This is a genomic window from Devosia sp. (assembly GCF_024707125.1).
Taxonomy (GTDB): Bacteria; Pseudomonadota; Alphaproteobacteria; order Rhizobiales; family Devosiaceae; genus Devosia.
In genome coordinates this window covers 705,718-727,739 of record NZ_JANQAH010000007.1, presented here as the reverse complement: position 1 = coordinate 727,739, position 22,022 = coordinate 705,718, and the positions used below count along the sequence as shown (strand labels likewise).

Here is a 22,022-nt window from a genome sequence, read left to right as displayed (position 1 = left end):
ATGCTGATCGACAGCCACTGCCATCTCGACTTCGAGGCGCTTTCGGCCGACATCGACGGCGTGATGGCCCGCGCCGCTGCCGTCGGCGTCACCGGAATGGTGACGATTTCCACACGTGTGGATAACTTTTCCACGTACACTGCCATCGCGGAACGTTTCCCGAACGTTTGGTGCTCGGTCGGCACGCATCCGCACAATGCCGATCAGGAATTGCATATACAAACGGATGATCTTGTCCGGCTAAGTGCCCATCCCCGTTGCATTGCTATCGGCGAAGCGGGCCTCGACTACTTCTACGACAACGCCCCGCGCGAGGCCCAGGCCACCGGCCTCCGCCGCCATATCGCAGCCTCTAGGCAGACGGGTCTTCCACTGGTTATCCACAGCCGCGCCGCTGACGAAGACATGGCCAACATCCTCGAAGAAGAAAGCCGGGCAGGGGCCTTCCCCTTCGTGCTCCACTGCTTCACCGCCGGCCGCGACCTCGCCGAGCGTTCCCTTGCCCTTGGCGGCTACATTTCCTTCTCCGGCATCGTTACCTTCAAAAATGCCCAGGAAATTCAAGAAGTTGCCAAAATCGTCCCCGCCGATCGTTATATCGTAGAGACCGACTCCCCCTACCTCGCACCCATCCCCCATCGCGGCCAATCCAACGAACCCAGTTTCGTCCGCCACACGGCCGAAAAAGTCGCCGAACTCCGCGGCATTTCCCTCGAGCAACTGGCCCACGAAACCACCGCAAACTTCGGCCGCCTCTTCTCGAAATCCGGCGTAAAATAATGCCCGCGCCCGACTGGATCATCGCGACCATTCTGGGCTGCGGTTCCTCCGGCGGCGTGCCGCGTATCGGCAACGATTGGGGAATTTGCGATCCGCACAATCCCCGAAACCGCCGCCGCCGCTGCGCCCTTCTCGTCGAAGGCTTTCGGAACGGCGAGGCCCAACCCACCCGCGTTCTGATCGACACGGGCGTCGACCTCCGCGAACAGTTGCTCGATGCCAAAGTCGACCGCGTCGATGCCGTGCTCTACACCCACGAGCACGCCGACCACACCCACGGCATTGATGATCTTAGGGTTTTGGCCCTCCACAACCGCCGCCGCGTCGACGTCTACTTCACCAAGGAATGCGGCCACCGCCTCAACGAAGCCTTCGGCTACTGCTTCACGACGCCCCCCGGCAGCGCCTATCCGCCTATCCTGAACGCGCATATTATCGAAGCAGGCCAGTTGCTTAAGGTAGACGGCCCCGGTGGCACGCTGGAAATCCAGTCCTTCCTGCAAAACCACGGCGACATTGACTCCCTCGGCTTCAAGATCGCCCGCACCGCCTATTGCTGCGACCTCTCCGGCTTCCCCGAAAGCGCCGAACCCCACGTCGCCGACCTCGACATCTGGATCATCGACGCTCTCCGCCAGACCCCGCATCCGAGCCACCTGAGCCTGCCCGAAACCCTAGACCTCATCGAGCGCCACAAGCCCCGCCAGGCGGTGCTGACGGACATGCATATCGACCTCGACTATGCGCAGACGGATGCCCATACCCCAGCCAACGTCACCCCGGCTTTCGATGGTATGCAGATCGACGTGCTGAGCGGCCGAATTCTGAACCGCTAGGTTCCCCCCGGGTTTCCCCACACCCACCGCGTCATTCCCGCGAAAGCGGGAATCCCCCTTTCGGCGCCCAAAAACAGAGATCCCCGCTTTCGCGGGGATGACATCGAGACCGGGAGTGGAGCCGGACGCCTAGACGTCCAGATCCATCACAAACTCAGCATTCTCCTGGATAAACTCAAACCGCGCCTCCGGCTTGGTCCCCATCAACCGGTCGACCGTTGTCTTGGTCGCCTGATGATCATCCAGCACCTTCACCTGCAACAAAGTCCGCGTTTTGGGCGACATCGTTGTCTCGCGCAGATGCGCATAGGGCATTTCGCCGAGGCCTTTGAAGCGGGTGATATCGGCCTTGCTCTTGCCCGTGAACTCGGTCGCCATCAGCTCGTTCTTGTGCGCGTCGTCGCGCGCATAAAGCGTCTTGCCGCCCTGGCTGATGCGATAGAGCGGGGGCAGGGCGAGGTAGAGGTGCCCGTTCTCGATCAGCCGCGGCATTTCCTGGAAGAAGAAGGTGATCAGCAGCGACGCAATATGCGCCCCGTCCACGTCGGCGTCGGTCATGACGATGATCTTGTCGTAACGCAGATCATCCTCGGTATAGCGGTCACGCGTGCCGCAGCCGAGCGCCTGGATCAGGTCCGAGATCAGCTGGCTCGCCGCCATTTTCTCGCGGCTCGCGCCAGCCACGTTGAGAATCTTGCCACGCAGCGGCAACACGGCCTGATTGGAACGGTTGCGCGCCTGCTTGGCCGAGCCACCAGCCGAGTCACCTTCGACGATGAACAGTTCCGCGCCCTGCGCCGCATTCTGCGTGCAGTCAGCCAGCTTGCCCGGCAGACGCAGTTTTCGCGTTGCGCTGGCGCGGTCGATCTCTTTTTCCTTGCGACGGCGCAGGCGTTCTTCAGCGCGCTCCACAGCCCAGTCGAGCAGTTTCCCCGCCTGCTGCGGCGAAGAACCAAGCCAGTGGTCAAACGCATCGCGCAGCGCATTTTCGACAATGCGCGTCGCTTCGCCTGAAGCCAGCTTGTCCTTGGTCTGCCCCACGAATTCCGGCTCGCGCACGAAGACCGACAGCATGGCATTGCAATGCCCAAGCACGTCTTCCGCCGTCAGGTTCGCCGCCGCCTTGTTCTTGGTCAGCTCGGCATAGTTCTTGAGCCCGCGCAGCAACACCAGCCGCAAGCCAGCTTCGTGCGTACCGCCATCGGGCGTCGGCACGGTGTTGCAGTAAGACGAAACGCTACCATCCTCGATGGTCCAGGCCACAGCCCATTCCACTGATCCATGGCTACCCGGCCGCCCGGTCTTGCCGGCAAAAATATCGTCGACGATGCGCGTCTCGCCCTCGATCCGCGCCGTCATGAAGTCCTTGAGGCCATCGGGATAATGGAACACGGCCTTGGCCGGAACCTCGTCGCTGGCAAGGCTTTCGTCACAGCTCCAGCGCAGTTCCACGCCGCCGAAGAGATAGGCCTTGGCCCGCGTCATGCGGTAAATGCGACCCGGCGAGAAATGCGCCGTTGGCCCAAAGATCTCGGGATCAGGATGGAAGCGCGTCGACGTCCCACGCCGGTTCTGCACCCGGCCGATATTCTCGACGTCCTGCACCACCTTGCCGCGCGAGAAGATGATGCGATGCAACTGCTGGTCGCGCGCAACCTCAACGACCATGTCGTCCGAAAGCGCGTTGACCACCGACACACCAACCCCGTGCAAACCGCCCGAGGTTTCATAGGCCTTGGAGTCGAACTTGCCGCCGGCGTGAAGGATCGTATGCACGATTTCCAGCGTCGACCGCCCCGGAAATTTCGGATGCTTTTCCACCGGAATGCCGCGACCATTGTCGGTAACGGTCAGGTAGCCGTCGGCCCCTAGATGCACTTCAATGCGCGTGGCGTGGCCGGCAATGGCCTCGTCCATGGAATTGTCGATCACCTCGGCGAAGAGGTGGTGATAGGCGTTCGAATCCGTGCCGCCGATATACATGCCCGGGCGACGCCGTACCGGCTCGAGCCCCTCAAGAACCTCGATGTCGGACGCACTATAGCTGTCGGTCGCCGGCGCGGGGGCCTTGGCGACTGGCTTTTCCTTTGCTGGCTTAGGGTCTTGCGGCTTGGGTTCGGCCCCGCCGCCAAAGAGATCGTCTGCTTGCATGCAACAGGATTTCCAACAGGTCGATTCAGAATCAGGCTGGTAGACTATGTAGCATATCGTATGCCGGCATCCGGACGCCGGTTTGCCGCGGTTTTCCCCCGAAACCGGCCGATATGAACGGCAAATGAACGGGCGATTGGCGGGGGGTTCAGGAGCCAAAGCGCATCATACCCGTTTGGTGGGCAAGATCGGTCGAAAAGGAGCAATGTCATGGTCAAGAAAATTATCGCTGCCGCAATGCTGTCGGCGCTGGCGCTTGTCCCGATGCCTGCCTCGGCGCAGGTCAGCTTTGGCTTCCATTTCGGCGATGAGCCGCGGGATTTCTACCCCCAACTGCCCATGTGCCTCTCGGATCACCAGATTCGCGAAGCGATAGCCCGGCGTGGCTACACCAATATCTCGCTCAATGTCGCCAATGAAAAGCGTATCCAGGTGCGCGCCACACAGGATGGCTGGGTCTATCTCATAGACTTCGATTTCTGCGCCGATCGCATTCGTGGCCAGAAGGCCCTCCGCCCTGCGGGCTGATCGGCGGGCGATCGGTAAAACCCCGTTTCAACTTGGGCCGTCGCGTTTACTCCTCGTTTGCTTCTTGAAAGCACTTTCTTAAGCGCGCGCTGTTAGCGTTCAGGCATACGGTTTTTGTATGGAGTTACCGTATGCGAACCCGAAATGGGCCCAGTATTGCGTATTTAGTGCCCCATTTCGGTTCATCTGCTGGCGTTTGGCCAAGAGCCGGATTTTTGAGTATTGCGTACCGGCTGGCCCAACTCCACGTCCCGCGTTTTGGGGCGACTCTGCTTGCGAGCCTTGTTTTCTATCTCGCCTGACGCTTGCTTTCGGCCACAAGGTCGATTAGCTCTGCTTTTGGTCGTAGGCCAAATCGTCCAACACGAAACGGGGAGGGATGCATGATCTATTTCACTCATCATCATCAGTATGGCCCCGTTCACGCCCTGTGGCTCAAGCTGCAGGGCTGACCAGCCCGGTTCGGACGTCATCTGCCGTCATTGATCCTTCTGGTTTGCCCGTCACGGCATTCTGACCTCTGTCAGGATGCAAAATGATGGACTAGGCGCGCGTCGAAACGCAGCGCTTGCCGCCCAGAAAGACTACAAGATGGCAAATCTCAGCCTCCGCAATGCCGGCCTCCGTTCGGGCCATGTGCTTTTCTCCAATCTCTCCCTGTCGCTTTCCGATGGCGATCGCGTCGGTCTTGTCGCCGCCAATGGCCGCGGCAAATCCACGCTGCTGCGCGCTTTCGTGGGCGAGGCAGAACTCAGCGAAGGCGAACTCTCCCGCTCGCGCGGCCTGACCATCGGCTATGTCCCGCAGGACGTGCCGCCGGAGGCATTGGCCATTCCGCTACGTGATTTCGTCGAACAGGCCCTGCCGCAAGCCGACCGCGAAAGCGAGGGCTGGCGCGCCGACGTGGCTCTCGACGAACTCGGCTTCCCGCTCGATCTCGTGCAAAAGCCCATCGGCCAATTGAGCGGCGGCTGGCAGCGTCTGGCGCTGATCGCCCGCGGCTGGGTTACCCAACCAGACCTTTTGCTTCTCGACGAGCCTACCAACCATCTCGACCTCGGCCGCATCCTCGCGCTCGAAAACTGGATGGCCGCTTTGCCGCGCCAGACTATCGTGGTCATGGCCAGCCACGACCGCCAGTTTTTGGATAGCGTCACCAACCGCACGCTCTTCCTGCGCCCGGAAACCTCGCATTTCTTCCCGCTCGCCTACAGCGCGGCGCGCAACGCCCTCGACGAAGCCGACGAGGCCGCCGAGCAGCAGCGCCAACGCGACCTCAAGGAAGTTGCCCAGCTCCGCAAGCAGGCGGCCAAGCTGACCAATATCGGCATCAACTCCGGCAGCGACCTGCTGACGGTCAAATCCAAACAGCTTCGTGAGCGCGCCGAAAAGATCGAGAACCAGGTCGTCTCCGTGCATCGCGAGAAGACCGGCAAGGTCATGTTGGGGAACAGTGGCGCCGAAGCCCGCGTCATGCTCGCCTTCGAGAACATGGCCGTGACGACGCCAGATGGCCGGCCGCTCTTTTCGATTGAAAAACTGCACGTTTTCCAGGGCGATCGCGTCGTCCTGCTTGGCCGCAACGGCACCGGCAAATCCCAGCTCATGCGAAAAGTGGCGGCGGCGCTCGGCGGCGAGGCAGTGGACGGATTGCGCCTCAGCCCGCAGATCGTGCCGGGCTATCTCGATCAGGCTCTCGATTGGCTACCGCTCAAGCAGACGCCGCTGGACTTTATTGTCTCGCGCTACAATGAAGGCGACCGCCGCAGTATCGCGCTGCTGGCCGGCGCAGGCTTTGACCCCGACCGGCAGGACAAGCAAATCCGCACGCTTTCCCTCGGCCAGCGAGCCCGCCTGGCACTGCTGGCCCTGCGCCTGCAACGGCCGAATTTCTATCTGCTCGACGAGCCCACCAACCATCTCGATATCCCCGGCCAGGAGCAGCTTGAGCTGGACATTGCCGAGCATGGCGCGACCTGTCTCCTCGTCTCCCACGATCGAGCCTTCCTGCGGGGCGTGGGGACACGCTTCCTTCAGATCATTGGCAAGCGCTTGCGTGAGGTCGAAGGGCCGGAAGACTTCTTCGCGGAAATGGCGGAAACGCCCTAGAGCCGATCCTGGCTCTGCAATCTGCTTCCGGTTGCGAGGTGCAAGCGAACGGGCGTCATCACCGCCCGATCCTTGCCCTCGCTCTTGGCCCGGTAGAGCGCCTGGTCGGCAAGGGTCATCATGTCGGTCAGAGACTCGTGGCTATAGCTGAGATGAAGCCCGATGCTGAGCGTAACGGGGTAATTGCTCGGCAGGCCGGCAATCGTCACCTGCGCCAGTGCAGCGCGTATCCTGCGGGCGATTTCCTGCAGTTCGGCCCGATCGATGTCGTTGTAGTAGAGGGCGAACTCCTCGCCGCCGGTGCGTGCCGCCAGAACGGCCTCGCCATGCCGCGCCAATGTGCGGCCCACGGCAACGATCACGGCATCTCCAACCTTGTGCCCAAACGTGTCGTTGACCTTCTTGAAGTCGTCGATATCGGCCACGAGCATTGCGGGCTGGCGTGAATTGGCAAAATCCCGGGTCACGGCCTCGTCCCCGGTCGTCTCGAAGCCACGTCGATTAAGAAGGCCCGTCAGGTAATCTCGATCTGCCTGACCCTTGAGGTGTCCAATGACATCGAGGCCAATGGCCACGGTAAAGAGCGTGGCGACGATGATGGACATGATCGGGGTAAACGCCCTGATCGATGTCCAGTAGTCCGAGGCGGTGAAGCCGGCGGGGCTCTCGATGTCCAGGGCTCCCGTCAAAACCAGGCCGGGACGGAAAATGGCGACGAAGAAGGCGAGACCGACGGCGGATGCAAACAGGTTATCGGCGACCGTCCTGTCCCGCTGACGAACGAGCCCGACAAAAGTGATGCTGGTCACGCCGGCAAAAATCGCCGACGTGATCACGATGCGCGCCAATATGGACGGTTCGACCAGCAGATACCACGCGAAGGGCAGGGCGCCCGAGGCTATGACCGCCAGGAAGAGCAAGGTGGGAGGCGGTTGGTTCTTGCGCAGAAACGTGCTGCTGCAAGCCAGGGTTATGGTGGCGACGTAGAGAATGTTCGCGCCGACATTGATGTCGCCCGGCCAGACCAGAATGCGAAAGTCGTAGAAGATGAACCCGAGGCCGAGGCAGAGGAAGGCCGCTGACAGGACCGGCAGATGCTTGTAGTCCCGCCACCGCAGCCAGATGAGCGCGAAGCCGAGCGAAAACAGCAGTGCGATGATCGGATTGACGAGTGCAAAGAAAAGCTGGCCATGCACCATCGTCGAGGTTCCAAATGTGTCCTGCATCCCGTCGCGAAGTCTATTCGTCGCGATGCAATAACAGGTTAACCGTTTGTCGCCGCCGGCTGGCCAAAAGAAAGGGCCGCCCGAAGGCGGCCCTACTAAACCATGAGTCGCACCAATTAGTGGTGATGCTCTTCCGGCACTTCGTTTTCGTCGGCCTGGATGAGCTTGGCCAGCTCGTCGCGCGACATCTTCTTCTCGGTCTGTTCGGCAAGGCTGGCGACATAGTCGACGACCTTGTTCTCGAACACCGGAGCGCGGAGGCTGGCGAGAGCCTGGGCGTTCTTGCGGTAGTAGTCGTAGACCTGCTGTTCCTGGCCGGGGAAGCGGCGGATTTCAGCGAGCAGGGCCTGCTGGTGCTCGTCGTCGGTCACCTGGACTTCGTTCTGGTTGCCGATTTCGGCAACGACGAGGCCCAGACGCACGCGGCGCTCGGCGATACGCTGATACTGTTCCTTGGCTTCGGCTTCGGTCGTGCCTTCGTCTTCGAAGGAGCGGCCATGGCCTTCAACTTCATGCTGAACGCGCTGCCAGATGGTGGCGAATTCGGCTTCGACCAGCTGGGCCGGAACGTCGAACTTGTGGCCTTCGTCGAGGGCGTCGAGAATCTGACGCTTGACGTGCTGCTTGCTCATGGAAACGAGTGCGGCTTCCATCTGCTCCTTCACGGCCTTGCGCAGGCCGGCGACGTCTTCGACGCCGAGGCGCTTGGCGAATTCGTCGTCGAGTTCACCCTGGTTCGGGCCATCGACATGGAGGATGGTGACGTCGAAGGTAGCTTCCTTGCCGGCGAGTTCGGCATTGCCGTAGTCAGCGGGGAAGGTGACCGTGATGGTGCGGGTTTCGTCCTTCTTCTGGCCAACGAGCTGTTCTTCGAAGCCAGGGATGAATTCGCCGGAGCCGACGGTCAGGTGAGCATGGTCGGAGGTGCCGCCCGGGAAGGCAACGCCGTCGATCTTGCCAACGAACGAGAGACCGAGACGGTCGCCCTGTTCGACAACGGCGCCATCGCCCTTGTCGGTGAAGCCACGGTTCTGGGCGAACACGCGATTCACTTCGGCGTCGATTTCTTCTTCGGTGACTTCAACGACCGGCTTGTTCAGCTTGAGGCCCTTGAGGTCCATCAGCGAAACCGGCGGGAGAACTTCGTATTCGACTTCGAATGCGAGGTCGGCCTTGCCGTCGAGCACGTCGTTGATCAGCGTCTGGTCCTGCGGCAGGTCGACCTTGGGCTGGGCGGCGGCGCGTTCCTTGCGGCCATCGAGCGTGTCGGACACGGTCGAGTTGATCGCGTCGGTCATCACTTCGGACATGGCCGAGCGGCCATAGACCTTCTTGAGGTGAGCGGTCGGAACCTTGCCCGGACGGAAGCCCTTGATGCTGGCCTGGCCCTTGAGTTCTTCGAGCTTGGCATCGAGGCGCGACACGAGGTCAGCGGCCGGAATGGTGACGCTGAGCTTGCGCTTCAGGCCTTCGTTAAGGGTCTCAGTTACCTGCATTGGGGTTTATCCCGTATTGGTTCATCTCGTTCGGCCGAGGCCGCTATGGTGCGGGTGAGAGGACTCGAACCTCCACGCCTTGCGGCGCTGGAACCTAAATCCAGTGCGTCTACCAATTCCGCCACACCCGCAAGGGTCCCCGTCGGCCGGGTTGGCGATGCATCTATATGAAGTGTTGAAGCCAGTCAAAGCCTAGCTTGGCGATTTGGCCGGAATGAAGAACACTTGAGCGATCAGCCCATCCTCGATGACGAAGACCACGGATGTCTCCATAGGCTCCGGGCCGAGCCCATGGATCAGTTCATGGTCGATGACCTTGTTCCCAACCACCATTCGATTCAGTAGCTTGGCGTGCAATCCCTCATGCACGAAGCGGTTCGCCGCATAGAACTCGCCGAGGGCCGCCTTTCCATCGATGGTAAGAACCATGTCGGGTAGGCGATAGCAGCGGACGTTTTCGGCAAAAGCGGTCAGAAAAAGCTTGAGATTTCGCTCGTTATAGGCCGCGAGCTGAAGTTCCACGCATTCAAGTGGTGTCATTTTGGTCAATTTGCTCCTCCGGAGGAAGTCGATAGCAATTCCGGGTCGGAAATGACAGGCAGGACGCCGGATGGCGACCTGCCTGGGTTCGCTTAGCGCTCGCTCCAGCCGATATCGAGGGCTGCGTTACCTTGCCCCATCCAATCCCATGCCGGCCTGGCCGCCCGCGGCGCTGAGCGCGACTTCTCCTGCGCCGGTTTCGCCGGTTCACGACCGCGCGGCCCGTCGTCGACCACGAAGACCTCGACGATTCTGTCGAGTTCGCTCGCCTGTCCCTCGGTCTGCTCGATCGCTGCATTGGTCTCTTCGACGAGCGCCGCATTGTGTTGCGTCATCTCGTCCATCTGCCGCACCGCTGTGGCAACTTCGGCAATCGCGCCCGATTGCTGGCGGCTGCCGCTGGCAATGCTGTCCATGAGGCCGCAATTGTCCCGCACATCACCCAGCATGCTGGCAATGCGCTCCGCCGCGTCGGAAAGCAGCTTGGACCCCGTCGAAATTTCCGAGGATGATCGCTCGATCAGCGCCTTGACGTCCGAGGACGCCTGCGCCGCCGATTGCGCGAGCCGGCGCACTTCCACCGCAACCACGGCAAAGCCCTTCCCGGCGTCACCCGCTCGCGCCGCCTCGACGGAAGCGTTGAGAGCGAGCAGGTTGGTCTGGAAGGCGATATCGTCGATCAGGCCGACAATGTTTGAGATTTGCGACGATGACGCCAGGATTCGTCCCATGGCCTCCTGAGCTTGGCTCATGACCTCGCCGCTCTGCTCGGCGGTCGTCGAGACGGCCCGCGTCTTGCCGCTGGCCTCTTCAGCCAGCGCTGCATTCTCTTCTACCGTGCTCGCCAGGTTCCTCATTGCGGCACTCGTTTCCTGGATCGCCGAAGCCTGCCGCGAGGTGCGCTCGGCAAGATCATTGGCGCCGGTCAGGATCTCGGCCGTTGCTGCGCGCAACGTGCTCGACGAGCGCCGGAGCCGAGCCACGATCTCGGCGAAGCGGTCGACAGTATTGTTGTAGGCGAGCCGCACGGCATCGAGTTCGCCCTTGAACGGCGTCTGGATACGGGCCCGCAGGTCGCCCTGGGCTAGTTTGGCCAGCTCGCTGCCCAGCAGGTTCACTGCGCGCTTCCGATCAGTAACATCGGTGGCATATTTGACGATCTTGAACACCTTCCCATGGTGGTCGAAGATCGGATTGTAGGTCGCCTGGATCCAGACTTCCTGTCCACCTTTGCCGACGCGCAGATATTCCGCCGCCTGAAACTCGCCACGCCCCAACCGGCTCCAGAACTCCTGATAGGCACTGGTGGATGCTTCCGTCGCTGGCACAAAAATCTTGTGATGCCGGCCGCGGATTTCATCGAGCGAATAGCCCAGCGCCTGACAGAAATTGTCGTTGGCGGTAATCACCTCGCCCTTCGGCGTGAATTCGATGACGGCCTGCGAGCGTGAGATCGCGGCAAGCTGGCCGGCGCTGTCCGCGGCAACCAGTTTTGCTGCAGTAACATCGGTTGCAAACTTCACGATCTTCGTGGGCTTCCCATCGCGCCCGAAGACCGGATTGTAGGTCGCCTGAATCCAGACATCCCGTCGGCCCTTGCCGATGCGGCGATATTCTGCCGCCTGGAATTCGCCCTTGGCCAATTGCTCCCAGAACAGCTTGTAGTCGGGCAGGGCGCTCTCCGCCGGGTCGACGAAAATGCGGTGATGCTGCCCGCGAACTTCTTCGAGCGTGTATCCCATCACGTCGAGGAAGTTCTTGTTGGCTGTCCGGATCGTACCGTCGAGTTCGAATTCGATGACTGCCAGCGCCCGCGAAATTGCGTCGAGTGTAGCTTGGTTCTCTTGCGCCAGAACCCGGCGTTTATTGCTGAAGAGGCGGACGTCCACAGTATCCCCCAGGGTTGAAAGTGGACCGACGTTAACAACTTCAGATGAGCACTATCTTTCGGCGTTCGACCCTTTTGGGCCCCTGTCGGAGTACGTATTTCTCCCAATGCGCCGACTTCGCTACTTTTCTGCTCAAGGGCTGAGAGAAATAGTTTCATTGATCCAGATCAAGTCATCCCCGCGAATCTTGTCGCTAGTCTCAAAAAAACGATCGCCACGGGCACTTGCCATGGCCCAGGTTTTCGAAGAAAGACAACACGCGGCACTTGATGATGCCGCAGAGTCCCTGACTTCGTCTGGCCAGCTCCTGCTGTGCGGTTAGCGGATGCGAAAAGCATCCGATGGAGAGAGGGACATGGCAGAACGTAGTCCGGGTATCCGGCAATCCGACGAGTGGGTGCGCGCGGTCGAAGCCAGGCTTGGCGTTGGCTTCTGGTCCTGGGATATCGCCAACGCGCGGCTCCATTGTTCGGCGGGGCTCTATGCTCTGGCCGGCATCAACCCGGCCGGTCTCCACCTCGACCTGGCCTTCCTCGAAACCCTTGTGCATCCCAAGGATCGCCTGCCCGTCGACGATCTGCACGGCTTCGTCACCGATTCTCGTCAGACCGACCGGCAATTCAGGATCATCCGTCCGGACGGCCAGTTGCGGCATCTGCGGAGCGAAGCGCGGCGCCTGTTTGATCGCGATGGCAATGCGACCCGCGTCGTCGCCGTGGTTTCCGACATTACCGAGCGCCAGGATGTCGGCGAACGCCTCGCCAACACGCGCGCCCTGCTGCAAAACATTTCCCGGCTCATCGGCGCGATCCTGTGGATCGCCGACGAGGAGGGGCGCCTGATCGAGCATTTCAGCAGCAACGATCTCATCGACACTGACGCAGTGCCGAATGGCGATGTCAGCAATTGGCGCGCGAGCCTCCATCCCGACGATCTCGAACGCCTGCCCGACCACTGGCGCGAAGCGGTGGGCAATCGGAAGCCCTACAGCTTCTCGCCGCGCCTGCGTCTCACCAATGGCGAGTACCAGCAGTTCCACATCGAAGGGCTGCCTTTCTCCTCCGAAATGTCCTCCAGCCTGCTCTATGGCGGCATTTCGAGCAGTAACGCCCGCATTACCGCTCCGCGCTCCACAAGGGATGATCTTGCCTCCCTGACGCCGGCTCAGGTCAGGGCCTGCCGCGCGCTTCTCGATTGGACCGCCGAAACTCTCGCCCAAAATGCCGGCATCTCGGTTTCGACTGTCCGCCGCATCGAGAGTGCCGAAGTCCCAGGGCAGGGCGACAGCCTGCGTCTGGTCTTGCTGGCTTTCCGAGAGGCTGGTCTCACCATCTGGCGCGACGAGCGCGGCCGCTTTGCCGTCTCCGATCTCGCCTGAATGCAGCATGTGGTGAGATTTTGGTCAGCCTTGGCGCAAGGAATGTCCGAAAGCGGCAATTACGTGCATAAAAAATATGCAGATAGCTCGAAAAACGATCAATCATGCTATCGTGACCACCCGGCCGCATCTCTCCCGCCCTGGCCAAGTCCATGCAACGGTTAATGTTTTCCGTGCTTTGGCACGCTGGCATGGCCCGTGCATACAGGTTGGCGGTAACGGCCTAAGACGCTCAGTGGAGGCACAGTTGAAAAAAATCGAGGCTATCGTAAAGCCCTTCAAGCTCGACGAAGTCAAAGAGGCACTGCAGGAAGTTGGCCTGCAGGGCATCACCGTGACCGAGGCCAAAGGCTTTGGCCGCCAGAAGGGGCACACGGAGCTCTATCGTGGCGCGGAATATGTCGTCGATTTCCTTCCCAAGGTGAAGGTCGAGGTGGTTTGCCCCGACGAGCTCGCCGAAAAGGCGATCGAGGCGATCCGCAATGCCGCGCAAACCGGCCGCATCGGCGATGGCAAAATTTTCGTTTATTCGATCGAACAAGCCATCCGCATCCGTACCGGCGAATTCGGCGACGACGCACTCTAAGCGTCGCGTCACAACACCAGCAACAAGCAGTGCGATTACAGGGGAAGACCTGATGACTACCGGAGCAGACATTATCCAGCGCATGAAAGACGAGAACATCAAGTATCTCGACGTGCGTTTCACCGACCTGCGCGGCAAGCTGCAGCACGTCACCATGGATGCGTCCGTCGTTGACGCCGACATGTTCGAAGATGGCGTGATGTTCGACGGTTCCTCGATTGCTGGCTGGAAGGCCATCAACGAGTCCGACATGGTGCTGATGCCCGATCCGAACTCGGCTTACATCGACCCCTTCTTCGCGGCCTCGACCCTCGCTATCAACTGCGACATTCTCGAGCCAGCGACCTACCAGCCCTACAACCGCGATCCGCGCTCGATCGCCAAGAAGGCCGAGGGCCTCGTCAAGTCCTCCGGTATCGGCGACACCGTCGTGTTCGGCCCCGAGCCCGAATTCTTCATCTTCGACGACGTGAAGTACTCGACCACCACCTACAAGGTTGGTTTCTCGGTCGATCACTCCGAACTGCCGACCAACAACGATGCCGACTACGAATCCGGCAACAATGGTCACCACATCGGCATCAAGAAGGGTTACTTCCCGGTTCCCCCGCTTGATAGCGCGCAGGACATGCGCGGCGAGATGCTCGAGGCCATGGGCCAGATGGGCATCATCATCGAGAAGCACCACCACGAAGTGGCTTCCGCCCAGCACGAACTCGGCCTCAAGTACAAGCAGATGATCGCGTCGGCTGACGACGTGCTGATCTACAAGTATGCCGTCCAGCAGGTTGCCAATGCCTATGGCAAGACCGCAACCTTCCTGCCGAAGCCGGTTTACGGCGACAACGGTTCGGGCATGCACTGCCACATGTCGATCTGGAAGGACGGCAAGCCGCTCTTCGCTGGCGACCAGTATGCTGGCCTCTCGATGGAATGCCTCTGGTACATCGGCGGCGTCATCAAGCACGCCAAGGCGATCAATGCCTTCACCAACCCGACCACCAACTCCTACAAGCGTCTGGTGCCCGGCTTCGAAGCTCCGGTTCTCTTGGCCTACTCGGCCCGTAACCGTTCGGCTTCCTGCCGTATCCCCTTCGGCCAGTCGCCGAAGGCAAAGCGCGTCGAAGTTCGCTTCCCCGATCCGCTGGCAAACCCGTACCTGGCCTACACCGCGCTGCTGATGGCCGGCCTCGACGGCATCAAGAACAAGATCCACCCCGGCGAGCCGATGGACAAGGATCTCTACGAACTGCCCAAGGACGAACTCAAGGAAATCCCGACCGTTTCCGGCTCGCTCCGTGAAGCTCTGGAAAACCTCGACAAGAACCGCGACTTCCTCAAGGTCGGCGGCGTCATGGACGACGATTTCATCGATGCCTATATCGAGCTCAAGATGCAGGAAGTCCTCCGCGTCGAAATGACCCCGCATCCGGTCGAATACGAAATGTACTACTCGGCCTAAGAGCTGCAGTAGCGAAGAGAAAAGGGCCCTCCGGGGCCCTTTTTTACGTCGGCACTTACATCGTGGATGCGAGAGCCGAAGTTAAGGAGTATCGTTCGTTTCGAGGGTGGCCTTTCCTGCGATGGAGACGCCTGATGTCTGTCCAAACGATGCAGTTCGTCGACGGCAAAAGCTACGAAACGATGATGGGCCTCTGGAGCGCGGAGGTCGGAAACGCCTTTCTTGACTGGCTCGAGGCACCCACCGGCAAACGCTGGATCGATGTCGGCTGCGGCAATGGCGCGTCCACGGAATTGCTGGTCAGGCGCGCAGCGCCGGCACATATCGAGGCACTGGACCCATCCGCCCAGCAGCTCGACTTCGCCCGGCAGCGCCACCAGTCGGGCGTCGCCAATTTCAGCATCGGCACGGCAGACGATCTGCCTTTTCCAGACGATGACTTCGATATGGCCCTGATGGCCCTCGTGATCTTCTTCGTGCCCGATGCCAATGCGGCCGTGGACGAAATGGTTCGCGTCGTGCGGCGAGGGGGCAAGGTCACAGCCTATGCGTGGGATATTTTGGGCGGTGGCTTTCCCTATGAAGCGATCCACAAGGCCATGTCCGCGGCAGGCATAACGCCCATTCTGCCGCCCCATCCGGATGCAGGCGATCTCGCTGTCCTGGAAAAGCTTTGGACCGCTGCAGGCCTCGCCGATGTCGCCACCAAAACTATCCACGTATCGCGCGCGTACCCAACCTTCGGTGAATACTGGGCCGTCGGTACCTCTGCACCGGGCATAAGCCAGGTGCTCAACCAGTTGAGCGCGCAAGATGTGGCGGGCATCCGCAGCAGGGCGCAGGAGATAACAGGGCAGGGCCCGATCACCATCAAGGCTCGCGCCCACGCCATCAAGGGAACGGTCGCTCAGTAGACGCGGTCGCGCGCTTCGGCATGTCGGAGACGAAGGGGCCTGTTCGGGCCCCTTTGCTTGTCCACGTCGCCGGCCAAATACCGTACACTCCGAAAAGTTGAGTATAATCAGGGGCGAACATCGGCTATAGTCGTCCCTGCCTCCAAGTTGCGAGTATCTGTGACGGACCAGCGCTTTTTCGGTGACGACCTTGCCCAGAGCCTTCGCCTCATGGATAGAGGTGATTGTGCCGGTGCGATGCGCCACGCCAAGTTGGCCTTCGTGTCGGCGGAGCAGAAAGGCGATTCCGAGGCGCTTGCCCGCAGCATGAGCCAGATGGCCTGGTGCTGCATGCGGCTGGGCGATCCGGAGGCGGGTCTTGAATGCGCCGTTGCGGCGAGACGCCTCTGGAGCCAGCTTGGCGATGCGGTGGAATTGGCGCGTATCGAGGCGGTCGAAGCTTTCCTCCTCCTCGATAACGGCCTCAGCGACGACGCCTTCGAAATGGCAACGCTTGCCGTTGCTACCGCCGAAAGCGGCGTTGACCCCTCTGTCCTGGCTTTTGCACTCAATGCCCGTGGCGTGACCCTCGCGGTTTGCCGGCAGGTTTCCATGGCCGTTCCGCTGCTCCAGCGCGCCATATCGGTCGCTGCCGAGGCAGGGGCCCGGGGGCACCACGCTTTCGCCCTGCTCAATCTTGGTTTTTGCCAAGTGAAGCTGGCGGAGGAGGCCGAGGCCAACGAAGATGCTGCCTCCATGGACCTCTGGCTCGATCGAGCCATCGCCGCTACCACCGAGGCCATAGAAGCGGCGGAAGACTTTGGCGACCTCTGGATTCTACGCGTCGCGCTCGGCAATTGTGCCGAAATGTACGCCCTTCGCGGCGATGTTCCGTCGGCCATGGCGCATCTCGATCGCTCGGCCGCCGTGCCCGGCGAGGGCGGCACGAGCCTCCGCATCCACTACCTCTACACACTTGCCACGGCCCGCCTGCGCAGCGGCGATCTCGCGGGCGCCCAGGAAGCGGCCCGGCAATCGCTTGATCTCGCTGACAAAACCGGCCAGATCGACCACCAGCTCAATGCTGCTTCCCAATTGGGCCGCGTCTTCGAGGCGCAGGGCCGGTTCGAAGAAGCGCTGGCCTTGCAGAAGCGCTATCACGCGCTCTACGTGCGCCAATCCGGCGAAACGACCCACCGCCTCGCCAAGGCTGCAGAGTTGCGCGCCGAAACACGCGAACTGCGCGCCCGCGCCAGCGCTCTGGCGGCCGAGGCTTTGATGGATGCCCTGACCGGCATGCCAAATCGGCGCAGTTTTGAGCGCAAGGTGGAAGACCTTGCCGGCAGTGCCTATGCGCTGGCCATTATCGATCTCGACCACTTCAAGGCCGTGAACGATCAGTATTCGCACCTGGTTGGCGACGACGTCCTTCGGCGCGTGTCGCGAACTCTGGAAGTGCACATGGCCGAGCTGGGTTTTGCCGCTCGCCTCGGCGGCGAGGAATTCGTCCTGCTCCTGCCTCACCACGACACCGAAGCAGCCGTCGCGGTGGTCGAGAATGTGCGCCTGGCGCTCCGCGAGATCGACTGGGGCGACGTCGCACCCGGCCTGTTGACCACCGCTAGCGTGGGCCTGTGCTCGACCGCGGAGACCAGCCATCACCCCGACATCATGATCACGGCCGACATGCGCCTCTACGCCGCCAAACGCTCCGGCCGCGATCGCACCGTCTGGCGTGACGCCGATCAACGCCGCCACGTCGGCTGAAAGCGCCTTCCAGCCTCTAATCACTCCGCCGCGCCGTTTCTTTGTCTCATTTTCGGTCCAACCCGCTATGAGATAGAGAGCACCGACTCGCAGCGAGGCACAAATGGCCCACACCGATGCCCTTCTCACGCCTCAGGAAATGGCCCAGGCCGATCGTCTGGCCATCGAAGGAGGCGTCCGGTCCTTTCGCCTGATGGAGGCAGCCGGCAAGGCGGTGGCCGAAGCCATTATCGAGCGCTACTACCAGCGCTCCGTCCTCGTGCTCTGCGGCACCGGCAACAATGGCGGCGATGGCTTCATCGTCGCCCGCCTCCTGCAACAGCGCGGCTGGCCTGTGCAGGTGCGCCTCTTGGGCGAGCGCGATGCCCTGCGCGGCGACGCTCTCGTGGCCGCCGAGCAATGGACCGGCCGGATTGACGCGCCGAGCGAAAAGGACATCGAGGACGCCGATCTCGTCGTCGACGCCATTCTGGGCGCCGGGCTCGATCGCGACGTCGAAGGCGAGATCGCCAGCATCATCACCACGGTCAACGGTTCCACGCTTCCCGTCGTCAGCGTCGACGTGCCAAGTGGCATTGATGGCGCCACAGGCGCCGTCCGCGGCATTGCCATGATCGCCGACATGACCGTCACCTTCTTCCGCCTCAAGCCCGGCCATGTCCTGCTGCCTGGCCGCCAACATTGCGGCGAAGTCGTCCTCGCCGACATCGGCATTCCCGACGCGGTCCTGGACCGTGTCAGCCCGAAAGCCTGGCAGAACACACGCGAACTCTGGGCCATGCCGCAGTCCATGGCCGACGGTCACAAATACGACCGCGGCCACGTCATCGTCGTGTCCGGCAGCGAGTTCGAAACCGGCGGCGCGCGCCTTGCCGCCCATGGCGCTTTTCGCGTTGGGGCAGGGGTCGTTTCCCTTGCAGGCGAAACCGCCGCGTTACGCGTTCACGCTGCCCACGTGACGGCCATCATGCTCAAGCCGGCCGAAAATGCCGCCGAGCTGTCCGAACTTCTGAGCGACAAACGCATGAATGCCGTGATTCTCGGGCCCGCCGCCGGCATTGGCCAGGCTACCCGCGAAAAAGTGCTGGCTACGCTGTCCTCTGGCGCCGCAACCGTCCTCGACGCCGATGCCATCACCAGCTTTGCCAGCGAGAGCGAAACCCTCTTCGCCGCCATCAAGGCCAATACCGATCGCTCCGTCGTGCTCACGCCCCACGAAGGCGAATTCCAACGCCTCTTCGGCAATGTACCCGGCGGCAAGCTCGAGCGCGCCCGCGCCGCCGCCCAACATTCCGGCGCGGTCATCCTCCTCAAGGGCAGCGACACCGTCATCGCCGCGCCCGATGGCCGTGCCGCCATCAATGCCAACGCCCCCAGTTGGCTCGGCACAGCCGGCTCTGGCGACGTCCTCGCCGGCATCATCGGCGGCCTTCTTGCCCAGGGCATGAGCGGCTTCGACGCCGCCTGTGCCGGCGCCTGGCTCCACGCCGAAGCCGCCAATCGCTTTGGCGGCCCCGGCATGATCAGCGAAGATATTCCCCCGCTGCTGCCCGGCGTGCTGGCAGCCCTTTAGCTCCAGCGCACCATGAGCTTTTCGAGCCCATGGAAGTGGAACACATCGTTGTAACTCGGTTTTTCCGCCAGCCGCAGCTTCGGCAGCCGCTGGAACAGCACCGACATCGCCTCCTGCAACTCGATCCGAGCCAGCGGCGCGCCGATGCAGAAGTGAATACCCGCACCAAAGCTGACATTGGCGCCATCCGTCCGGAACGGATCGAACCGACCGGCATCGGCAAAGCGCGAGGGATCGCGATTGGCGGCACCCAGCATCAGCCCGATCACGTCACCCTTGCGTAACGGGATCCCTTCTACGTCCATGTTCGTCAGCGCGTAGCGCGTGAAGAGATGCAGCGGCGCATCGAAGCGCAGGCACTCTTCCACTGTCGCCTCGGTCTGCTCCGGCGTCGCAAACAGCGTCTGGGGATCGAGCCCGCTTTCAAGAATGGACTTCACCCCATTGCCGGTCGTATGCACGGTCGCTTCATGCCCGGCATTGAGCAACAGGATGGCGGTGGACATCACCTCATCGTCGCTCAGCTTCTCGCCACCCTGTTCGGCCGTCAGCATGTGGGTGAGCAAATCTTCGCGCGGCGCCCGCCGGCGCTCGGCGATCACGTCGCGAAGATAGGTCATGAAATCGGCCGACGCCTTGTTGGCATCAAGCTCGGTCTCATAGGTCACCCCATACATATACATGGTGACCATGCGATTGGACCAATTGAGCAATTGCGGCGCGGCCTCTGCCGGCAGCCCGATCATTTCTGCAATGATGATCGCAGGCAGGGGCGCGGCAAAAGCCTTGATCAGATCAACGCTATCCTCGCCCTCGAACCCATCAATGATCTCGTTGGCCAGCTGCCGGATACGCGGCCGCAACTGCTCCACCTGCCGCGACACGAAGGCGCGATTGACCAGCATGCGCAGCCGCGTATGGCCCGGCGGTTCTAGGTTCAGCAGCGAGTATTTCTCGGTCAGATCAAAATCCGCCACATGCGGCTTTGGCTCCGGCAGGCCGATCTCCTCCCGCGTCGCCACATGCAGGATTTCACGCCCAAACCGCTTGTCGCGTAACAGGGCGCTGACGGATTTGAAGTCGGCAAAGCACCAGTGTCCATACTCTTCCCAGAAGAAAGCCGGATTGCTCGCATGCCGCTCGGCATAGAAAGCATAGGGGTTCTGGAAGAATTCTGGGTCGCGCGGGGCGGCACTGGCGCGGCTGGTGTCCGGAACATTGGTGATCGGCTTGACTTGAATAATGGCGGCCATGGTCGTCCGTAGGGCTTGTACCCCGTCACCTTAAGCCGACCCCATCGCCGTGCAAATGCCTCTGGTGGCTCAACGAAAAAAAGCTCAGAAAATTAGTCGAGCCCGTGAAAGGGCACTCGTCGCGTCGCTGTCCAACCACGGAGACCGAACATGAAATTCCTCTGTCTGTTCCATTTTGCGCCCGACGCCTTTGCCGGCGTCACGCCCGAGGAGATGCGCCGCCTCGACGACGCGACCATCGAGCATGACCAAAAACTGCGCGCCAGCGGCCACCTGCTCCTCGCCTCGCCCCTGGCTGATGTTTCAACCGAACAAGTGATCGACCGCCGCCGCCCCGTGCGTATCAACGAGACCGACGGCCCCTATGCTGAAACCAAGGAAGTGGTCGGCGGCGTGGTGCTGGTCGAAGCCAGGGATATGGACGAGGCAAAATCCCTCTTCGCCGATGACCCCATCGCCGCCCATTGCCGCATCCAGATTCGTCCACTGCGCGACAACGACCGCCACAGCGAGACCGGCGGGGGGCGCCCAGAATTCACGCTGGTATGAGGGCATCTGCGGGTTTGGGAGCTAGCTTCTCGCTCTGGCGCCTTCATCCACTCGGCGTCATCCCCGCGAAAGCTGGGATCTCTGTTTCCTCAAATGGGGGTTCCCGCTTTCGCGGGAATGACACCGAGATTAGGGTGAAAACCCTTGGCAAAAGACCCGCAATGATGTCTTGAGAGCGCCAAAACGCGACGAAGGAAATACGCACGTGAGCGACATCACCGTTTCCGCAGCGATCGACGCCATCTACGCCTCGATCAAGAACAACAACGAAGACATCGATCTTCACATTGCAGCGCTCAAGGCCGCCATGGCTCGTGAAGGCGCCAAGGAAGCCGTGTTCGAAACCTCCAAGCTCGCCCAGCCCAATCGCCAGGGCCGCAAGCTCATGCAGGCCTATTTCAAGAAAAAGGGCATTGCCGTCTCGTTCTCCGGCAGCGCCGAATAGATTCTTGCGGCGGGAACGCTTCCCGCCGCATCTTCCCTAAAGCGTATGGGGTGCCGGGTCCGGTATGCCGGCCTCGGTGATCGACCAATGGGTCTGGATGATCCGCCACACGTCACCACGGCGCCGGAACACCTCGGTGCAATTCCAGCGCAGCGCATTGCCTTCATTGTCCCACGAGACAAACCTGAACGTCAGCACCGCCGCGTCGCCGATTTCCTGCACCAGCGGCTCGATGAATTCGTAGCGGTCGGCAAAGATCGTTCCTTCGATCTCGGCATACATCGCCACCAGGGCCGCCTTGTTGAGCCGACTCGCTGTCGTCGGGTCGAAATAAACGACATCCTCATCGAGCAGGTCGACGAAGCCTTGCGTTTCGCCTCTGCACCAACGGGCCATGGCAGCGCGCTCCAGTTCCAGAACCGGATGATCCATATAGTCCTCCCTCAAGATCGCAGATGACTAGAACAAAAGAGGAACAAAATCAACCGAGGTCTCAAACCTGTTTGTGCGCAGCTGACCCAACTCGGCAAACATCCCAAACGCCGCATTCACCTTAGTGTC

Annotated in this window: 19 protein-coding genes and 1 tRNA gene; 12 read left to right on the top strand and 8 right to left on the bottom strand. The window is 61.4% G+C overall.

All coding sequences use genetic code 11. The features are described 5' to 3' along the window. Both NVV77_RS08780 and NVV77_RS08775 read left to right on the top strand, forming a co-directional pair. On the top strand, positions 1-780 hold the full coding sequence (locus NVV77_RS08780) for a TatD family hydrolase (RefSeq protein ID WP_295412176.1): 780 nt from the start codon (positions 1-3) through the stop codon (positions 778-780). Further along, positions 780-1,616 (top strand): MBL fold metallo-hydrolase, encoded by an 837-nt coding sequence (locus NVV77_RS08775; RefSeq protein ID WP_295412175.1) that lies wholly within the window; start codon positions 780-782, stop codon positions 1,614-1,616. The genes NVV77_RS08780 and NVV77_RS08775 overlap by 1 nt, the downstream gene beginning before the upstream one ends. A gap of 129 nt (positions 1,617-1,745) precedes the next feature. Here the strand turns inward: NVV77_RS08775 and parE are convergent, their stop codons facing one another. After that, entirely contained in the window at positions 1,746-3,767 is a 2,022-nt protein-coding gene (gene parE, locus NVV77_RS08770) for a DNA topoisomerase IV subunit B (protein ID WP_295412173.1), read from the bottom strand. 210 nt (positions 3,768-3,977) lie between these two features. Here parE and NVV77_RS08765 point away from each other — a divergent pair, with 210 nt between their 5' ends. Then, complete coding sequence (locus NVV77_RS08765; RefSeq protein WP_295412172.1) at positions 3,978-4,295, top strand: hypothetical protein; 318 nt, start codon at positions 3,978-3,980, stop codon at positions 4,293-4,295. 591 nt (positions 4,296-4,886) lie between these two features. Beyond that, the gene (locus NVV77_RS08760) at positions 4,887-6,404 is read left to right on the top strand and encodes an ABC-F family ATP-binding cassette domain-containing protein (protein ID WP_295412170.1); all 1,518 of its coding nucleotides are present in this window, start codon (positions 4,887-4,889) and stop codon (positions 6,402-6,404) included. On the opposite strand, the gene NVV77_RS08755 is transcribed toward NVV77_RS08760, so the two are convergent. The 5 genes from NVV77_RS08755 to NVV77_RS08735 form a co-directional block, all read right to left on the bottom strand. Further along, positions 6,401-7,630 carry a GGDEF domain-containing protein gene (locus NVV77_RS08755; protein WP_295412168.1) on the bottom strand — a complete coding sequence of 410 codons (1,230 nt, stop codon included), beginning with the start codon at positions 7,628-7,630 and terminating at the stop codon, positions 6,401-6,403. The genes NVV77_RS08760 and NVV77_RS08755 overlap by 4 nt on opposite strands. 116 nt (positions 7,631-7,746) lie before the next feature. Continuing rightward, a complete protein-coding gene (gene tig / locus NVV77_RS08750; RefSeq protein ID WP_295412167.1) occupies positions 7,747-9,126 on the bottom strand; it encodes a trigger factor in 1,380 nt (459 codons plus the stop codon). Between the two features lie 46 nt (positions 9,127-9,172). After that, positions 9,173-9,257 (bottom strand) — tRNA-Leu (locus tag NVV77_RS08745). A 61-nt stretch (positions 9,258-9,318) separates the two neighbouring features. Beyond that, entirely contained in the window at positions 9,319-9,666 is a 348-nt protein-coding gene (locus tag NVV77_RS08740) for a nuclear transport factor 2 family protein (RefSeq protein ID WP_295412165.1), read from the bottom strand. A 92-nt stretch (positions 9,667-9,758) separates the two neighbouring features. Beyond that, a complete protein-coding gene (locus tag NVV77_RS08735) occupies positions 9,759-11,555 on the bottom strand; it encodes a methyl-accepting chemotaxis protein (RefSeq protein ID WP_295412163.1) in 1,797 nt (598 codons plus the stop codon). A 355-nt stretch (positions 11,556-11,910) separates the two neighbouring features. Here NVV77_RS08735 and NVV77_RS08730 point away from each other — a divergent pair, with 355 nt between their 5' ends. The 6 genes from NVV77_RS08730 to NVV77_RS08705 all read left to right on the top strand — a co-directional run bounded on the left by NVV77_RS08730 (position 11,911) and on the right by NVV77_RS08705 (position 19,214). Further along, positions 11,911-12,933 carry a PAS domain-containing protein gene (locus tag NVV77_RS08730; RefSeq protein ID WP_295412161.1) on the top strand — a complete coding sequence of 341 codons (1,023 nt, stop codon included), beginning with the start codon at positions 11,911-11,913 and terminating at the stop codon, positions 12,931-12,933. Positions 12,934-13,180: 247 nt separating this feature from the next. Next, positions 13,181-13,519: a P-II family nitrogen regulator gene (locus NVV77_RS08725; protein ID WP_035079039.1), complete on the top strand. Its 339-nt coding sequence runs from the start codon at positions 13,181-13,183 to the stop codon at positions 13,517-13,519. Between the two features lie 52 nt (positions 13,520-13,571). Further along, entirely contained in the window at positions 13,572-14,981 is a 1,410-nt protein-coding gene (glnA, locus tag NVV77_RS08720; protein ID WP_295412157.1) for a type I glutamate--ammonia ligase, read from the top strand. 134 nt (positions 14,982-15,115) lie between these two features. Beyond that, the gene (locus NVV77_RS08715; RefSeq protein ID WP_295412156.1) at positions 15,116-15,895 is read left to right on the top strand and encodes a class I SAM-dependent methyltransferase; all 780 of its coding nucleotides are present in this window, start codon (positions 15,116-15,118) and stop codon (positions 15,893-15,895) included. Positions 15,896-16,054: 159 nt separating this feature from the next. Further along, a complete protein-coding gene (locus NVV77_RS08710) occupies positions 16,055-17,641 on the top strand; it encodes a diguanylate cyclase (RefSeq protein WP_295412154.1) in 1,587 nt (528 codons plus the stop codon). Between the two features lie 103 nt (positions 17,642-17,744). Then, positions 17,745-19,214, top strand: a complete 1,470-nt coding sequence (locus NVV77_RS08705; protein ID WP_295412152.1) for an NAD(P)H-hydrate dehydratase — start codon at positions 17,745-17,747, stop codon at positions 19,212-19,214. Here NVV77_RS08705 and NVV77_RS08700 read toward each other — a convergent pair. Beyond that, entirely contained in the window at positions 19,211-20,467 is a 1,257-nt protein-coding gene (locus tag NVV77_RS08700) for a cytochrome P450 (RefSeq protein ID WP_295412150.1), read from the bottom strand. The genes NVV77_RS08705 and NVV77_RS08700 overlap by 4 nt on opposite strands. 150 nt (positions 20,468-20,617) lie before the next feature. On the opposite strand from NVV77_RS08700, the gene NVV77_RS08695 reads away from it, so the two are divergent. Then, positions 20,618-21,016, top strand: a complete 399-nt coding sequence (locus tag NVV77_RS08695; RefSeq protein ID WP_295412148.1) for a YciI family protein — start codon at positions 20,618-20,620, stop codon at positions 21,014-21,016. Between the two features lie 205 nt (positions 21,017-21,221). Beyond that, the gene (locus NVV77_RS08690; protein ID WP_295412146.1) at positions 21,222-21,461 is read left to right on the top strand and encodes a hypothetical protein; all 240 of its coding nucleotides are present in this window, start codon (positions 21,222-21,224) and stop codon (positions 21,459-21,461) included. A gap of 36 nt (positions 21,462-21,497) precedes the next feature. Here NVV77_RS08690 and NVV77_RS08685 read toward each other — a convergent pair whose 3' ends face one another. Next, positions 21,498-21,893, bottom strand: a complete 396-nt coding sequence (locus NVV77_RS08685; RefSeq protein ID WP_295412144.1) for a nuclear transport factor 2 family protein — start codon at positions 21,891-21,893, stop codon at positions 21,498-21,500. Positions 21,894-22,022: the final 129 nt, after the last annotated feature.

Bases quoted from the DNA above. Each gene is read 5' to 3' on its own strand.
- NVV77_RS08730 (WP_295412161.1), top strand. From the start codon at position 11,911: ATGGCAGAACGTAGTCCGGGTATCCGGCAATCCGACGAGTGGGTGCGC.
- parE (WP_295412173.1), bottom strand. From the start codon at position 3,767: ATGCAAGCAGACGATCTCTTTGGCGGCGGGGCCGAACCCAAGCCGCAA.
- glnA (WP_295412157.1), top strand. From the start codon at position 13,572: ATGACTACCGGAGCAGACATTATCCAGCGCATGAAAGACGAGAACATC.
- NVV77_RS08740 (WP_295412165.1), bottom strand. From the start codon at position 9,666: ATGACACCACTTGAATGCGTGGAACTTCAGCTCGCGGCCTATAACGAG.
- NVV77_RS08780 (WP_295412176.1), top strand. From the start codon at position 1: ATGCTGATCGACAGCCACTGCCATCTCGACTTCGAGGCGCTTTCGGCC.
- NVV77_RS08685 (WP_295412144.1), bottom strand. From the start codon at position 21,893: ATGGATCATCCGGTTCTGGAACTGGAGCGCGCTGCCATGGCCCGTTGG.
- NVV77_RS08765 (WP_295412172.1), top strand. From the start codon at position 3,978: ATGGTCAAGAAAATTATCGCTGCCGCAATGCTGTCGGCGCTGGCGCTT.
- NVV77_RS08700 (WP_295412150.1), bottom strand. From the start codon at position 20,467: ATGGCCGCCATTATTCAAGTCAAGCCGATCACCAATGTTCCGGACACC.
- NVV77_RS08760 (WP_295412170.1), top strand. From the start codon at position 4,887: ATGGCAAATCTCAGCCTCCGCAATGCCGGCCTCCGTTCGGGCCATGTG.
- NVV77_RS08695 (WP_295412148.1), top strand. From the start codon at position 20,618: ATGAAATTCCTCTGTCTGTTCCATTTTGCGCCCGACGCCTTTGCCGGC.
- NVV77_RS08755 (WP_295412168.1), bottom strand. From the start codon at position 7,630: ATGCAGGACACATTTGGAACCTCGACGATGGTGCATGGCCAGCTTTTC.
- NVV77_RS08705 (WP_295412152.1), top strand. From the start codon at position 17,745: ATGGCCCACACCGATGCCCTTCTCACGCCTCAGGAAATGGCCCAGGCC.
- NVV77_RS08715 (WP_295412156.1), top strand. From the start codon at position 15,116: ATGTCTGTCCAAACGATGCAGTTCGTCGACGGCAAAAGCTACGAAACG.
- tig (WP_295412167.1), bottom strand. From the start codon at position 9,126: ATGCAGGTAACTGAGACCCTTAACGAAGGCCTGAAGCGCAAGCTCAGC.
- NVV77_RS08775 (WP_295412175.1), top strand. From the start codon at position 780: ATGCCCGCGCCCGACTGGATCATCGCGACCATTCTGGGCTGCGGTTCC.